At 71.4% G+C, this 14,287-nt stretch carries 11 protein-coding genes; 4 read left to right on the forward strand and 7 right to left on the reverse strand.

Annotation, left to right across the window (positions count from 1 at the left end; genetic code table 11):
- The first annotated feature begins 67 nt into the window (after positions 1–67).
- Positions 68–1,243: an NlpC/P60 family protein gene (locus AB0I52_RS00875; protein ID WP_363067615.1), complete on the forward strand. Its 1,176-nt coding sequence runs from the start codon at positions 68–70 to the stop codon at positions 1,241–1,243.
- A gap of 91 nt (positions 1,244–1,334) precedes the next feature.
- Here AB0I52_RS00875 and AB0I52_RS00880 read toward each other — a convergent pair whose 3' ends face one another.
- The 5 genes from AB0I52_RS00880 to AB0I52_RS00900 all read right to left on the reverse strand — a co-directional run bounded on the left by AB0I52_RS00880 (position 1,335) and on the right by AB0I52_RS00900 (position 7,332).
- Positions 1,335–2,576, reverse strand: coding sequence for a styrene monooxygenase/indole monooxygenase family protein (locus AB0I52_RS00880; protein WP_363067617.1), 1,242 nt, complete (start codon positions 2,574–2,576; stop codon positions 1,335–1,337).
- Between the two features lie 164 nt (positions 2,577–2,740).
- Positions 2,741–3,391, reverse strand: a complete 651-nt coding sequence (locus AB0I52_RS00885; protein ID WP_363067619.1) for an ATP/GTP-binding protein — start codon at positions 3,389–3,391, stop codon at positions 2,741–2,743.
- On the reverse strand, positions 3,372–3,788 hold the full coding sequence (locus AB0I52_RS00890; RefSeq protein ID WP_363067621.1) for a DUF742 domain-containing protein: 417 nt from the start codon (positions 3,786–3,788) through the stop codon (positions 3,372–3,374). The genes AB0I52_RS00885 and AB0I52_RS00890 overlap by 20 nt, the downstream gene beginning before the upstream one ends.
- The gene (locus tag AB0I52_RS00895) at positions 3,785–4,264 is read right to left on the reverse strand and encodes a roadblock/LC7 domain-containing protein (protein ID WP_363067623.1); all 480 of its coding nucleotides are present in this window, start codon (positions 4,262–4,264) and stop codon (positions 3,785–3,787) included. The genes AB0I52_RS00890 and AB0I52_RS00895 overlap by 4 nt, the downstream gene beginning before the upstream one ends.
- Positions 4,261–7,332 (reverse strand): nitrate- and nitrite sensing domain-containing protein, encoded by a 3,072-nt coding sequence (locus tag AB0I52_RS00900; RefSeq protein WP_363067625.1) that lies wholly within the window; start codon positions 7,330–7,332, stop codon positions 4,261–4,263. The genes AB0I52_RS00895 and AB0I52_RS00900 overlap by 4 nt, the downstream gene beginning before the upstream one ends.
- Positions 7,333–7,695: 363 nt before the next feature.
- On the opposite strand from AB0I52_RS00900, the gene AB0I52_RS00905 reads away from it, so the two are divergent.
- Positions 7,696–8,478 (forward strand): hypothetical protein, encoded by a 783-nt coding sequence (locus AB0I52_RS00905; RefSeq protein ID WP_363067627.1) that lies wholly within the window; start codon positions 7,696–7,698, stop codon positions 8,476–8,478.
- Positions 8,479–8,503: 25 nt separating this feature from the next.
- On the opposite strand, the gene AB0I52_RS00910 is transcribed toward AB0I52_RS00905, so the two are convergent.
- Positions 8,504–9,001 (reverse strand): MarR family transcriptional regulator, encoded by a 498-nt coding sequence (locus AB0I52_RS00910; RefSeq protein ID WP_363067629.1) that lies wholly within the window; start codon positions 8,999–9,001, stop codon positions 8,504–8,506.
- 224 nt (positions 9,002–9,225) lie between these two features.
- Here AB0I52_RS00910 and AB0I52_RS00915 point away from each other — a divergent pair, with 224 nt between their 5' ends.
- The gene (locus AB0I52_RS00915; RefSeq protein ID WP_363067631.1) at positions 9,226–10,080 is read left to right on the forward strand and encodes a lysozyme; all 855 of its coding nucleotides are present in this window, start codon (positions 9,226–9,228) and stop codon (positions 10,078–10,080) included.
- A 299-nt stretch (positions 10,081–10,379) separates the two neighbouring features.
- Positions 10,380–11,060 (forward strand): polysaccharide deacetylase family protein, encoded by a 681-nt coding sequence (locus tag AB0I52_RS00920; RefSeq protein WP_363067813.1) that lies wholly within the window; start codon positions 10,380–10,382, stop codon positions 11,058–11,060.
- Positions 11,061–11,231: 171 nt separating this feature from the next.
- Here AB0I52_RS00920 and lon read toward each other — a convergent pair whose 3' ends face one another.
- Positions 11,232–13,658 (reverse strand): endopeptidase La, encoded by a 2,427-nt coding sequence (gene lon, locus AB0I52_RS00925; RefSeq protein ID WP_363067633.1) that lies wholly within the window; start codon positions 13,656–13,658, stop codon positions 11,232–11,234.
- Positions 13,659–14,287 lie beyond the last annotated feature (629 nt).

Here is a 14,287-nt window from a genome sequence, read left to right on the forward strand (position 1 = left end):
CGTATGGAGGAATTGCGCTCACTTATGGGGTAGTCCGACGATTCACCCCGCTATCGGAGGTGATGTCGTGCCGGGCAGCGTCTTGCGCTCCATCTGTACGACGGCGCTGGCAGCCGTCGTCGTGACCTCACCGGCCGCCGCCGTGGCCGCCCCCTCCCCCGTACCCGCGGACCCCGGCACCGCGGGCGCCGCCGCCCCGGAAGCGGCCGCCGGCAGTCCCGCCGCGCTGCTGAGCGAGCTCCAGAAGCTGTACCAGGAGGCCGAGGAGGCCACCGAGACCTACAACGGGACGGCGGCCGAGCTGAAGAAGCGGAAGGCGGAGGCGGAGAAGCTGGACTCCGCCCTCGTCACCGCCCGGCTCTCGCTCTCCCGCGGCCGCGACGCCGCCGGGCGGCTGGCCCGCGAGCAGTACCAGGGCCGTTCCGACTTCTCCTCGTACCTGCGACTGCTGCTGTCCCGCGACCCCGGGCAGGCCCTGGACCAGGGACAGGTCATCCAGCGGCTGGCCGCCGGGCGGGTGGCGGCCGTGAAGCGGCTCACCGGCGCCGAGAAGCGTGCCGACGAGCTGGCGAGGGAATCCCGCAAGGTGCTCGACCGGCAACAGGTGCTGGCCGCACGGCAGAAGAAGGAACGCGACGCGGTGAACGAGCGCCTCAAGGGGGTCGAGGCGATGCTCGCCACGCTCTCCGCCGGCCGGCTCGCCGAGTTGTCCGGCCTCGAACAGAAGGGCACGGCCGCGGCCCAGGCCGCGCTGGCCGCCTCGGGCTCCCTGTCCTCGACCCGGCCGCCGTCCGAGGAGGGCGGCGACGCGGTCCGGTACGCGGTCCGGCAGATCGGCAAGCCGTACGTGTGGGGCGCCGAGGGGCCCGGCTCGTTCGACTGCTCCGGACTCACCTCGCAGGCCTGGGCGAACGCCGGACGCCCCATTCCGCGGACCTCGCAGGAGCAGTGGCGGCAGCTCCGGAAGGTCCCGGTGAACGCGCTGCGCCCGGGTGATCTGGTGATCTACTTCCCGAAGGCCACGCATGTGGCGCTGTACATCGGCAACGGCCTGGTGGTGCAGGCGCCCCGGCCGGGGTCCCGGGTGAAGGTCTCCCCGCTCGCGTCGAATCCGCTGCTGGGCGCTGTCCGGCCGGACCCGGAGAGTCCCCCGCTGCGTACGTACAAGCCGCCGGAGCTCCCCCAGCGGGCCTCCGGGGGCTCCGACGAGGGCTACAGCGTCTCCACGGCCCCCACCGGGTAGCGGCCCGCCGCACGCGCGCCGGCCGGGCCGGGGACCGCCGTCGATGGCGACGGGCCCGGCCCGGCCGGTTCGTTCAGGCGGTACGGGGCGCTCAGGCGGCCGGACCCGCGACCGAGGCCAGGTACGCGTTCGTCTTCTCCGGCTCGAAGAAGAAGTTGTCGAAGTCCGCCGGGTCGTTGAACCCGTTGGCGAAGCGGTCGGCGACCGGCTGGAGCTGGCCGGCGGCACCGATCAGGTTCAGCACGTGCTCCGGCGGGGCGCCGAGCATGGCGTTCGTCCACTTCGTGACGTGCTGGGCGGTCTCCCAGTATCGGTCGAACGTGGACTGCATCCACGCCGCGTCGAACTCGCCGTCGCCGTGCTCGACGATCGAGTCCAGGTAGGCGTTCGCGCACTTGGAGGCCGAGTTGGAACCCTGCCCGGTGACCGGGTCGTTGGCGACGACCACGTCCGCGACGCCGAGCACCAGACCGCCGCCGGGCAGCCGGCCGATCGGCTTGCGCACGGTCGGGGCGTAACGGCCCGCCAGGGTGCCGTTGGCGTCGGTCAGTTCGACCTTCGTGGCGCGTGCGTACTCCCACGGGGTGAACCGCTCCATCAGCTCCAGCGTCTTGGCGAGGTGCTCCGAGGGGTCCTTGATGCCCTGGAAGGCGTCGATCGGTCCGCCCGGGACGCCTTCCCAGAACAGGATGTCGGCGCGGCCGGACGTGGTCAGGGTCGGCATCACGAACAGCTCACCGACGCCCGGGACCAGGTTGCAGCGGACCGCGTCGAACTCCGGGTGCTCGGGGCGCGGGCCCATGCCGTGGACGTACGCGACGGCCAGGGCGCGCTGCGGGGCGTCGAACGGCGAACGGGAGGCGTCCCGGCCGAACATGGAGACCAGCTCGCCCTTGCCCGCCGACACCATCACCAGGTCGTACGTGCGGGAGAAGTAGTCCAGGTCCGAGACGGCCGCGCCGTGGATGACGAGCTGTCCGCCGCGCTGGGCGAAGGTGTCCATCCAGCCGGCCATCTTCACGCGCTGGTCCACGGACTGGGCGAAGCCGTCCAGCTTGCCGACCCAGTCGACGGCGCGCGAGGAGTCCGGCGCGGCGACCGAGACGCCGAGGCCCTCGATGCGCGGGGCCTGGGACTCCCAGAAGTTGAGCTGGTAGTCCCGCTCGTACTGGAGCGCGGTGTGGAACATGCACTGGGTCGACATGACCCGGCCCGAACGGATCTCGTCGGCGGTGCGGTTGGACATCAGGGTGACTTCGTACCCTCTGGACTGCAGTCCCAGGGCGAGCTGGAGCCCGGACTGACCGGCTCCGACTATGAGTATCTTCCGCATCGCGGTTCTCCGTTGTGTGTGACGTGCGAGCTAGGGCGTGTTTCGAAAGTAGCGCCGTCCGCCCGAAGGGCGGGCCCGGCGGTGTCTGGTGCGTGCGATCCCGACAACGCGGCGAGCGTGCGTGCCGGACGCCGCCGGGCAGGGCGGGACTCTCGAAACACGCCCTAGTGCGGGGTTGCGTCGAGCGCGTGGCCCACCAGGGCCAACAGCGCCTCGACGACGGTGATCCTGTTACGCGCGTCCATGATCACAACCGGCACGTGCGGAGGTACGGTCAGGGCCTCCCTGACGTCCTGGGCCTCGAACCCCGGCGTTCCCTCGAAGTGGTTGACGGCCACGATGTACGGCAGTCCGCAGCTCTCGAAGTAGTCGAGGGCCGGGAAGCAGTCGGCGAGCCGCCGGGTGTCGGCCATCACGACCGCCCCGATCGCGCCGCGCACCAGGTCGTCCCACATGAACCAGAAGCGCTGCTGACCCGGTGTGCCGAAGACGTACAGCACGAGGTCGTCGTCGAGGGTGAGACGGCCGAAGTCCATGGCGACGGTCGTGGTGAGCTTGTCCGGCGTCGCGCTGAGGTCGTCGGTCTCCTCGCTGGCCCGGGTCATCATCGCTTCGGTCTTCAGCGGGGTGATCTCGGAGACCGAGCCCACGAAGGTCGTCTTGCCCACGCCGAAGCCGCCCGCGACCACTATCTTCGTGGCGATCGGGGCCCTGGTGTGGTCCAGCTGCCAGGCCTGCAGGCCTTCGTCGGCCTGGTCCCTGGGCCCCGGCCGGCGCGGGGCGAAGAGCGGCGACTCAGAGACGGCGGAGTCCATTGAGAACCCTTTCGAGCAGTGCGCGGTCGGGCTGGCCGGTGCCGTGCCCGGTTCCGTAGACGCGGATCTTTCCCTGGTCGGCCAAGTCGCTGAGCAGCACCCGGACCACGCCGAGCGGCATCTTCAGCAGCGCGGAGATCTCCGCGACGGTACGCATCCGGCGGCAGATCTCGACGATGGCCCGGAGCTCCGGCATGACGCGCGAGGCGAGGTTGCCGTTGGTCAGTTCGCGACGCTCGTCGGGTGCTTCGAGTGCGGCCACGAACGTCTCGACGAGCAGGACGTGGCCGAACCGGGTGCGGCCACCGGTGAGCGAGTACGGGCGGACCCTTGCGGGCCGTTTCTCCGCTCCCCGGACGGGGAGCCTGCGGGCGGGTTCTGCGGCGGCTGGGGTCACTGGGCGCTCTCCATCGATTTGCGCAGCTCACTGCGGAGTTCGGGGGTGAGTACGTGGCCGGCACGGCCGACGAAGAGCGCCATGTGGTAGGCGATGACGCTCATGTCGCAGTCGGGGGTGGCGTGCACACCGAGGAGTGAGCCGTCACTGATCGACATGACGAAGACGCTGCCTTCCTCCATGGCGACCATGGTCTGCTTGACGCCGCCGCCCTCCATCAGCTTCGCGGCGCCGATGGTGAGGCTGCCGATACCGGAGACGATGGTCGCCAGGTCGGCGCTGGAGCCCCGGGGGCCCTCCTTCCGAGCCGCCGTCGGGGCACTCTGGTGGCCGGGGTCGGAGGAGAGGAGCATCAGGCCGTCGGACGAGACGACGGTGACCGAGTGAACCCCTGGCACCTCATCCACCAGATTGCTGAGCAACCACTGAAGGTTCCGGGCCTCGGTGCTCAGCCCGAATGTGCTGGGCGCAGTCAACTGCGTGCCTCCTCGACTGTGTCCCCCGTCTCATCGGTTCGACCGTCGGTACGGTCGGCCGCCTCAGTGTGGCCTGTACGGGCGGTGCGGCCGGCCGGAACGGCGGACTCCGGCGTGGCGGACGATTCGGCGATCTCCGCCTCGACATCCCTGCGCCCGTCCCTCGCGCCCTGGTGGAAGCCGCCCAGCCGGCGGCGCAGCGCGTCCTTGTCCACGCTGCCCTTGCGGTCGGCCGCGGGGGCAGCGGTGGGCGTGACGACCTTGGGGGTGCGCTTGGGCAGTCCCTTGTCGGTGATCCTCTCGGGCTCCGGGTGGCGCGGGCCGGGCACGGCGTCGGCCACGGAGGTGGTGACGGGGGCGGGGGCCGGTGAGGTGGGTGCCGGGGTGGTCGGCGACGGAATGGTGGGCGACGGGATGCCCCCCGGCTGCGGGCCCTCGTCGGCGGCGCGCTCGTGGCGGTCGGGGCCGATGGCGTACGGGCCGGACGCCATCGGCGCGGGCGCGGGGGCGTCCTCGGAGGCGGGGGCGTGGATGGCCCCGGGTACGTCGTCGAACTCGGGTACCCGGGGCAGCCTGACCTGCATCGTGGTCTCGGCCTCGGACTCCGGGGGCTGCCCGGGGCCGGACGGCTGTTCCTGGCGGGCGGGCTGCTCGGGCGAGGCCTCCGGCTCCGGCGCGGCCTCCGGCTCCGGCGCGGCCTCCGGCTCCGGCTCGGGTGCGGCCTCCGGCTCCGGCTCGGGTGCGGCGGGGGGTGCGTGGTCGGGTACGGCCTGGGGACGGCTCTCGGCGGAGCGCGCGTCGGCGACCCCGGACTCGGCGATCGTCTGTTCGGCCGCCGCGATCAGCGGGTCGCCGGGCAGCGCCAGGGTGCGGCTCGGCAGTGCGTTGGAGTTGGCCTCGGCGACGGATCCCGGCAGGTTCAGGGCGGGTGCGTCGCCGTGTGCGGTGACCGGCGGCGGGGTGGCGGCCGGCGGCGCCTTCGGCAGCAGGGCCTTGGGCAGCACGACGACCGCGGTCACCCCGCTGCCCTTCTGCTCGCGCAGCTGGACCCGTACGGCGTGGCGCGCCGCCAGCAGCGACGTCACCTGGAGGCCGAGACCGGCTCCGTCCGCGTTCTGTTCGCCCGCCTCGAAGAGCGACGGGTCACCCAGCCGGGTGTTGAGCTCACCCATCCGCACGGACGACATGCCGATGCCCACGTCCTGCACGGAGAGCATCACCTCGCCGGTCTCCAGCAGCCAGCCGGAGAGCTCGACATGGGAGTCGGGCGGCGAGAAGGAGGTGGCGTTCTCCAGGAGTTCGGCGACGAGGTGGCTGAGGTCGTCGGCGGCGAATCCGGCGATCTGGGCGTGCGGCGGCAGGGACTGGATGGTGACCCGCTCGTACCGCTCGATCTCGCTGACCGCCGCGCGCAGGACGTCGACCAGCGGAATCGGTCCCGGGTGCGCGTGCCCGTGCTCGGCGCCCGCGAGGACGAGCATGTTCTCGCTGTGGCGGCGCATGACCGTGGCCATGTGGTCGAGCTTGAAGAGGGTGGCGAGCCGGTCCGGGTCCTGCTCGCGGTCCTCCAGCGACTCGATGACCCCGAGCTGGCGCTCGACGAGGCCGAGGTTGCGCAGCGAGAGGTTGACGAAGGTGTGGTGGACGGTGTTCTTCAGCTTCTCCAGCTGGGCCGTCAGATCGGCGGTGTGGACCTGGAGTTCGGCACGCTGGACGGTGAGTGCCTCGCGGCCTGCGATCAGCTCGGCGCGCTCGCTCTCCAGGCTGTCGAACCGTCCGTTGAACTCGTGCAGCAGTCCGTACAGCCGGCCGTGCAGGGTGTTGATGGACCGTACGGCCTGGGCGAACTCGTCGTTGCGGCCGGTGTAGCGGACCGGTTCGGCGGTGTCCGGTTCCGCCGCGAGCCGGGCGGCGCCGATCCGCAGCACGGCGAGCGGCTGGGTGAGGGTGCGGGCCACGGCGGTGGAGACGCCGACGGCGATCAGCAGACAGCCGCCGAGCAGCGCGATCCGCAGTTCGAGCGCGGTGACGTCGTCGTCGCGCAGCTGCTCCAGCCGGTGGACCTGGGCGGTGCCGAGCGCGGACTCGACGCTTCGCATCCGGTCGATCCGGGCGGAGAGCGCCGATCCGGCCTTCTTGCTGTCGACCTTCTGGTCGGAGTCGGAGAGCTCGGGGCGGTCGGTGAGCTCGGCGAGGTACTTCTCCGCGCTGTTGACCTCGGGGCCGGTGACGGTGGAGGCGAGCTTGTCGCGGGCGGTGGCCCCGGCCGCCTGGTCGAAGTCGGCGAGCGAGGAGAGCTCGCCGACCCGGGACTGCTGGGCGGCGGCGCTCAGCTCGTCACGGGTGCGGTCGTCCTTGGTGGCGCCCTCGTCCTGGGTCTGGACGGGCAGCCCGGTGAACGGGTCGGTCTGCGTCACCGGCTCCTTGCGCGGGACGGCGAGCGCGGCGAGCAGCAGCCCCCGGGTGGCCGAGGCGTGCTCGGTGGCCTGCCCGAGCGCGAGCGGGGCGCGGCCCGACCCGGCGGCGCGCGGCGGGGTCTTCTCCGCGAGCTCGTCGGCGAGGCCGTGGAGCTTGGCGATGACCTCGGAGTACGACTGATGGGCCTCCAGCGCGGACCCCTTGCCGCTGACGGCGTCGCGGCGCAGCGAGGGGATGGTGGAGAGGTCGCGGCGCAGGACTTCGGGGGCCGCGTCCCGGATCTCGTCCACCTGCTGGTCGACGCGGGCGCTCCGGCTCCCGGTGGCGCCGGTCCCGCCGGGCTTTCCCTTCCGGCCCGCCGCGATGTACGCGGTGACCTCGTCGCGCTCGTCCGCGAGGGAGTGCGCCAGCGCGATGGCCTGCTGGTTCAGCTCCGCGAGGGTGACCAGCCGCTGCGAGTCGGTCAGATCGGAGGAGGCGCTGAGAGCTGCCGGGGCCCCCGCGGCTATGACGGTGATCCCGACGACCGCGACTCCCGCGACCAGCCGACTGCGTACGCGCACGCGGCGCCCGCCTTCAGCCGGCGCCGAAGGCGCCACCTCGGAACCGCTGTTCTTGCCGCCCTTGCTCCGAGGCCGCTTCTTCTGCACCGGTGCTCGCAATCTTGACTCGTCCGCCTTGAAGCAGAGGTGACGCACGGCCACTTGAAGGAGCGCCCCGACCCCTGGTACGGCTTCTGACCATTCCAGTGCGTTTGAGAGGGGGGCGCGCATCAACCGCTCCGCCACTCGAACGAGTGAACAACACTCCTGAGTTGACGAACAAGTCTCCCCGCGCGGCCCCGACGGCACACCTGGACGCCTGGCTGGAACTTCCGGGCAGGCTTTGGCAGGATGCCCGCCCGCACACCTGACGGAGTGATTACTTCCGCTCCAGCCGCCCTCCTGACCTGCTGGTACGGGGCGACCCCCGCCCCGTGCAGGCCTCGTGAAGGCGTCGTGCAGACTGACTGCATGCGTATGGAGCTCGCCACCGCCGCCGGCATCCCCGGGCGCTCGAACGAGGACTGGGCCGCCGCCGTGCTGCCCGCTTCCGGCCAGGGCGGGGGGCTGGTGCTGCTCGACGGGGTCACTCCGCCACCGGGGGACGACGGTTGTGTGCACTCGGTCCCGTGGTTCACCGCCCGGCTGGGCGGCGCCCTGGTCGAACTGTCGGGTTCGCGACGGGATCTGACCCTGCGGGAGATCCTGGCCGAGTCCATCCGGCGCACCGCCGACACGCACCGTTCCCTGTGTGACCTTTCTCACGTACGCACACCGCAGGCAACCGTCGTCCTGGTGCGTTGGGACGGAACCGGGATCGAACACCTGATCCTCTCCGATTCCGTCCTGCTTCTCGAATCGCCCGACGGGACCGTCCGCGCCCTGCTGGACGACCGGCTCGACCGGCTGCCGCCGGGCTCGCTCGCCTCCGAGGCCATCGCCGACGGGTTCCGGAACAAGGAGGGCGGCTTCTTCACCGCCGCCGCCGATCCGGCCGTGGCGCACCGGGCGGTGACAGGGCGCACGCCCCGCGCCGAGGTGCGGGCGGTGGCCGCGATGACGGACGGCGCGAGCCGCTGGACGGAGATGTTCGGCGAGGGCGACTGGACGGCCTGCCTCGGGGTCCTGCGCAAGGAGGGCCCGCAGGGGCTGATCGACCGGGTCCGGGCCCTGGAGGACGCGGACACGGACCGCACGCGGCTGCGCCGGGGCAAGACGCACGACGACGCGACGGCGGTCTACGCGGAGCTGTGAGGCCCGCCCGGGGGGCGCGCCGCCGTCAGTCCTCCGCGCGGGCGTTCAAGTGGTGCAGCAGGCGGGCCAGTTCCGCCACCTCGGCCCGGTCCCAGTCCGCGAGCTTGCGCACGTACCGGTCCCGGCGCGCGTCACGGACGTGCCGGAAGCGGTCGAGACCCTCGTCGGTGAGATGGACGAGGAAGGCCCGCCCGTCGGCCGGATCGGGCTCGCGCGCCACCAGCCCGAGACCCTCCAGGGCGCGCAGTTGACGGCTCATGGTGGCCTTGCCGACCCCGAAGTACGAGGCGAGGTCCGTGGCCCGCTGCCGGCCCGCCGACTCCAGGCGCACGAAGAGTCCGTAGGCGGCCGCCTCCAGCTCCGGGTGCACCTCGCGCGCCATTTCGCCGGAATTCGCCCGAGCGCGACGCAGGAAGACCGCCAACTCCAGCTCCAGGGCAAGGAATTCGTGGTCCACACCACTCCCCCCGGCTACGCCGGGTTCACTCCCTCTTTCGCTCCCGTGCACGTCAACACCCCTCATGAGCTTTCCTGCCGCTGAAAGTTTCTTTCACCGCTGGTCATCGCCGCAGCTCCGCCAGTATTTCGTAGGAGTAGACCAACGGCACCGCCCAGGCCCCCTTCCGCAGTGCGGGTCTACGTGCGTAGCGTCATGCATGGCATGTTCACACCATGTCGTTCCATCAGGGGTGGGTTCGCCGGTCCCTGAGTCAGCAGATCCCCCCACTGAAGCCTCGGAGGCACGCAATGCCCGTGCACAGATCCGGCTCCACAGCAGTCCGCCGCTCGCGCCTCGCAGCCGCGGGAACTCTGCTCGCAGCACTCTCCCTCCTCATAGCCCTGCCCGGCGCCGCCGGCGCCACGGGAAACCCGGCCACCGGAAGTCCCACGAAGCCCGCCCGGGGTTCCGCCACCATGGGCATGGGCGTCGCCGCCCACGACGGCCGGGGCGGACTGCCGGCCGGCACCCTCGCCGCCCAGACCGAGGGCGTGGACGTCAGCGGTCACCAGAACGCCGTGAACTGGGCGGCCCTCTGGAGCAGCGGCGTCAAGTGGGCCTACGTCAAGGCCACGGAGGGCACGTACTACACCAACGAGGACTTCGCCCAGCAGTACAACGGTTCGTACAACGTCGGCATGATCCGCGGCTCGTACCACTTCGCCACCCCGAACACCACGAGCGGTGCCGTCCAGGCCAACTACTTCGTCGACCACGGCGGCGGCTGGTCCAGGGACGGCAAGACACTGCCGGGCGCACTCGACATCGAGTGGAATCCGTACGGCGACCAGTGCTTCGGCAAGACCCCGGCCGCGATGGTCTCCTGGATCCGCGACTTCGTGAACACCTACAAGGCGCGCACCGGACGCGACGCGGTCATCTACACCGCGACGAGCTGGTGGCAGACCTGCACGGGCAACAACGCGGGCTTCGGCACCACCAACCCGCTCTGGGTGGCCCGCTACGACAGCACGGTCGGCGCGCTCCCGGCCGGCTGGGGCTTCTACACGATGTGGCAGTACACCTCGACCGGCCCCACGGTCGGCGACCACAGTCACTTCAACGGCGCCCTCGACCGCGTACAGGCGCTGGCCAACGGCTGAGCCGGCTCGCCGGAAGCCGCCCGGCAGGCCGTTCCCACAGGAGAGCCCGGTGACGCACCCCGTCGCCGGGTTCTTCCCGTTCCACACCCCTGACCAGGCATCAAGCCTTCGGGAGAGACAGACAGCCCCTCTATACACCGCATGTATACGTGCTGTGTATAGTCCTCCCGGACGCACGCCGTGTGCGCCGCTCAGCCACGAGGGAGTGACCTGCCTTGCCCAGTAGGACGAAGTCGATCGGTGCGGGGTTGGCCGTCGCCCTTGTGACAGCCCTCACCCTGACGCTCAGCGGCTGCTCGATGGAGACCACCGCCCCCGGCTCCGCCCGCGCCGACGCCGGCTCGGACTCCAAGGGGTCGTTCGGCCCGGTGGACTGCCGCAAGGCCAAGTGCATAGCCCTGACGTTCGACGCGGGTCCGGCCGAGGACACGCCCCACCTGCTGGACATCCTCAAGAAGGAGAAGGTCCACGCGACCTTCTTCCTGCTGGGCAAGAACCATGTGAAGAAGCACCCCGACACCGTCCGCCGGATCGAGGCCGAGGGGCACGAGGTGGCCAACCACACCTGGTCTCACGAGATCCTGACGGACAAGAAGCCCGCACAGATACGCGCCGAGCTGGAGAAGACGCAGGACGCGATAGCGGCGATCACCGGCAAGAAGCCGCGGCTGATGCGCCCGCCGCAAGGCCGCACCGACGACACCGTCTCCGGGATCAGCAAGGATCTGGGGCTCTCCCAGATCCTGTGGAGTGCCACCGCCAAGGACTACTCGACGACGGACTCCGCGCTGATCGAGAAGCGGATTCTGGACCAGGCGAGCAAGGACGGCATCATCCTGCTGCACGACATCTACAAGGGCTCGGTGCCCGCGGTGCCCGGCATCATCGACGAGCTGAAGAAGCGCGGCTACACCTTCGTGACGGTGCCCCAGCTGATGGCGCCCGCCGAGCCGGTCCCGGGCACGATCTACCGCCCCTGAGCGGGTCCCGGGGATGAATCCGCCGCCCCTGAGCCGGTCCCGGGGGTGATCCGCCGCCCTTGAGCCGCCGGCACGTCCAGGTACGCGAAACGGTCCGCCTCCCCGTCGCCGGGGAGGCGGACCGTCCGTACCGGCCGCGCCCGTGATGCCACGCCCGTCACTCCGTGACGCCTACGCGGCGGCCGGGATCCTCCGCTCCGCCCTGGCCAGGGCCGGGGCGAGGGCGATCTCCAGCACCTGGCGGACGTCGGTGACCGGGTGGACGTCCAGCTTCTCCAGCACCTCGGCCGGGACGTCGTCCAGGTCGGCCTCGTTGCGCTGGGGGATCACCACGGTGGTGATGCCCGCGCGGTGGGCGGCCAGCAGCTTCTGCTTCAGGCCGCCGATCGGCAGCACCCGTCCGGTCAGTGACACCTCACCGGTCATCGCCACATCCGTACGGACCTGCCGTCCGGAGAGCAGCGAGGCCAGCGCGGTCGTCAGGGTGATGCCCGCGCTCGGACCGTCCTTGGGGACCGCGCCCGCCGGGAAGTGAATGTGCACGCCCCGGTCCTTCAGGTCCGCGACCGGCAGTTCCAGCTCCGCGCCGTGCGACCGCAGGAAGCTCAGCGCGATCTGCGCGGACTCCTTCATGACGTCGCCGAGCTGGCCGGTGAGGGTCAGTCCGGACGCCCCGGTCTCCGGGTCGGCGAGCGACGCCTCCACGAAGAGCACGTCTCCGCCGGCTCCGGTCACCGCGAGCCCGGTGGCCACTCCCGGCACCGCGGTGCGGCGCTCCGCCGGGTCCTGGGCTGCCTCGGGGACGTGGTGCGGCCGCCCGATGAGGCCGCGGAGGTCCTCGTCGGTCACCGTGAACGGCAGCTCCCGGTCACCCAGTTCGTGCTGGGCCGCGACCTTGCGCAGCAGCCGGGCCACGGCCCGCTCCAGGTTCCGCACGCCGGCCTCGCGGGTGTACTCGCCGGCCAGCTTCCGCAGCGCGGACTCGTCGAGGGTGACCTCGTCCTTCTCCAGGCCGGCCCGCTCCAGCTGGCGCGGGAGCAGGTGGTCGCGGGCGATGACGACCTTCTCGTCCTCGGTGTAGCCGTCGAGCCTGACCAGCTCCATCCGGTCGAGGAGGGCCTCCGGGATCGCCTCCAGGACGTTGGCGGTGGCCAGGAAGACGACGTCGCTGAGGTCGAGTTCGACCTCCAGGTAGTGGTCGCGGAAGGTGTGGTTCTGGGCCGGGTCGAGCACTTCGAGGAGCGCCGCGGCCGGGTCGCCCCGGAAGTCGGAGCCGACCTTGTCGATCTCGTCGAGCAGGACGACCGGGTTCATCGAACCGGCCTCCTTGATGGCGCGGACGATGCGCCCGGGAAGCGCGCCGACGTACGTGCGCCGGTGGCCGCGGATCTCGGCCTCGTCCCGGACACCGCCGAGCGCGACGCGGACGAACTTGCGGCCCATGGCGTGCGCGACGGATTCCCCGAGCGAGGTTTTGCCCACGCCGGGCGGTCCGACCAGGGCCAGCACCGCGCCGCCGCGCCGCCCGCCGACGACGCCCAGACCGCGGTCCGCGCGCCGCTTGCGCACCGCGAGGTACTCGGTGATGCGCTCCTTCACGTCCTGGAGGCCCGAGTGCTCGGCGTCCAGGATCGCCTGGGCGCCGCGGATGTCGTAGGCGTCCTCGGTCCGCTCGGTCCACGGCAGTTCGAGGACGGTGTCGAGCCAGGTCCTGATCCAGGAGCCCTCGGGGCTCTGGTCGGAGGAGCGCTCCAGCTTGTCGACCTCCTTGAGCGCGGCCTCGCGCACGTTCCCGGGAAGGTCGGCGGCCTCGACGCGGGCCCGGTAGTCGTCGGACTCGTCGCCGGAACCGGAGTCACCGTTGAGTTCGGAGAGCTCCTTGCGTACGGCGTCGAGCTGGCGCCGCAGCAGGAACTCGCGCTGCTGCTTGTCGACGCCCTCCTGGACGTCCTTGGCGATGGACTCGGCGACGTCCTGTTCGGCGAGGTGTTCACCGAGCCACTGGATGGCGAGCTTCAGCCGGGCGACCGCGTCGACGGTCTCCAGCAGCCGCACCTTCTGGGCGACGGTGAGGAAGGGTGAGTATCCGGAGTTGTCGGCGAGCGTGGAGATGTCCTCGATCTGCTGGACCCGGTCCACGACCTGCCAGGCGCCGCGCTGCTTCAGCCAGCTGGTGGCGAGCGCCTTGTACTCCTTGGCCAGCTCGGCGGCGGCGCCGGGAAGGGGATCGGGGACGGCGGAGTCGACCCGGGTCCCTTCCACCCAGAGCGCCGCGCCGGGCCCACTGGTCCCGGCGCCCACGCGCACCCGCCCCCGGCCGCGGATGAGCGCGCCGGGGTCTCCGTCGGAGAGCCGTCCGACCTGCTCCACGGTGCCGATGACACCGATCCCGGTGTAGGTGCCGTCGATGCGCGGAACGAGCAGCACCTCGGGCTTGCCGCCGCCCTCGCCGGCCGCGGCCTGGGCGGACTCCACCGCGGCGCGCACGTCGTTGTCGGACAGGTCCAGAGGTACCACCATCCCGGGCAGCACGACCTCGTCGTCGAGCGGCAGCACAGGCAGGGTGAGCGGTGTGACCGCATTGGACTCAGTAGCCATGATCTCCCCTTCGGCAGTCAAGTTGAGCTATGAAGACTCAATGCTTCTGAACCGCTCAATGTTCCCCGGGGTGTGTTCGCTGTGAGCGATCAGGTGGCGGCTGCCGCCGCGTCTGCCTCTGTCTGCCTCTGTCTGCCTCGTGTCCAACGCCAACGCCGTACGGGTTTCGGGTAGTCCCCCCTCCTTCCTCCTTGTGCTCCCGGCGAAATCCGGCGGAAGGCCGCGGGGGCGGCGGACAGGAGGCTCCGGCGCGCTGAGGCCCGAAATGCGTTCGGCGCGGGCCCGCGGGCAGAGCAGAGTGCCCGCATGAGCGATGACCGAGGGCTGGAACCGGACGGCACGATCGCGCGGGAGGGCTCGCTGAGCCGGGTGCCGACGCGGTTCGCGCCGGTCGTGGCGGCGGCCCGTTCCCGGATCGCCGAGGTCTTCGGCGCCGCCCGGCTGGACAGTGCGTACATCTACGGCGGCATTCCGCGCGGCACGGCCGTTCCCGGGGTCTCCGACCTGGATCTGCCGCTCGCTCTGCGCGCCGAGCCCACCGGGACGGACCGGGCCGACGCCAACGCCGTCGAGGCGGCCTGTCGATGCTCGTCGACGACCTCGCCCCGTGGCCGGCGGCCGAGCACGTC

Source organism: Streptomyces sp. NPDC050423 (genome assembly GCF_040655445.1).
Classification (GTDB): Bacteria; Actinomycetota; Actinomycetes; order Streptomycetales; family Streptomycetaceae; genus Streptomyces.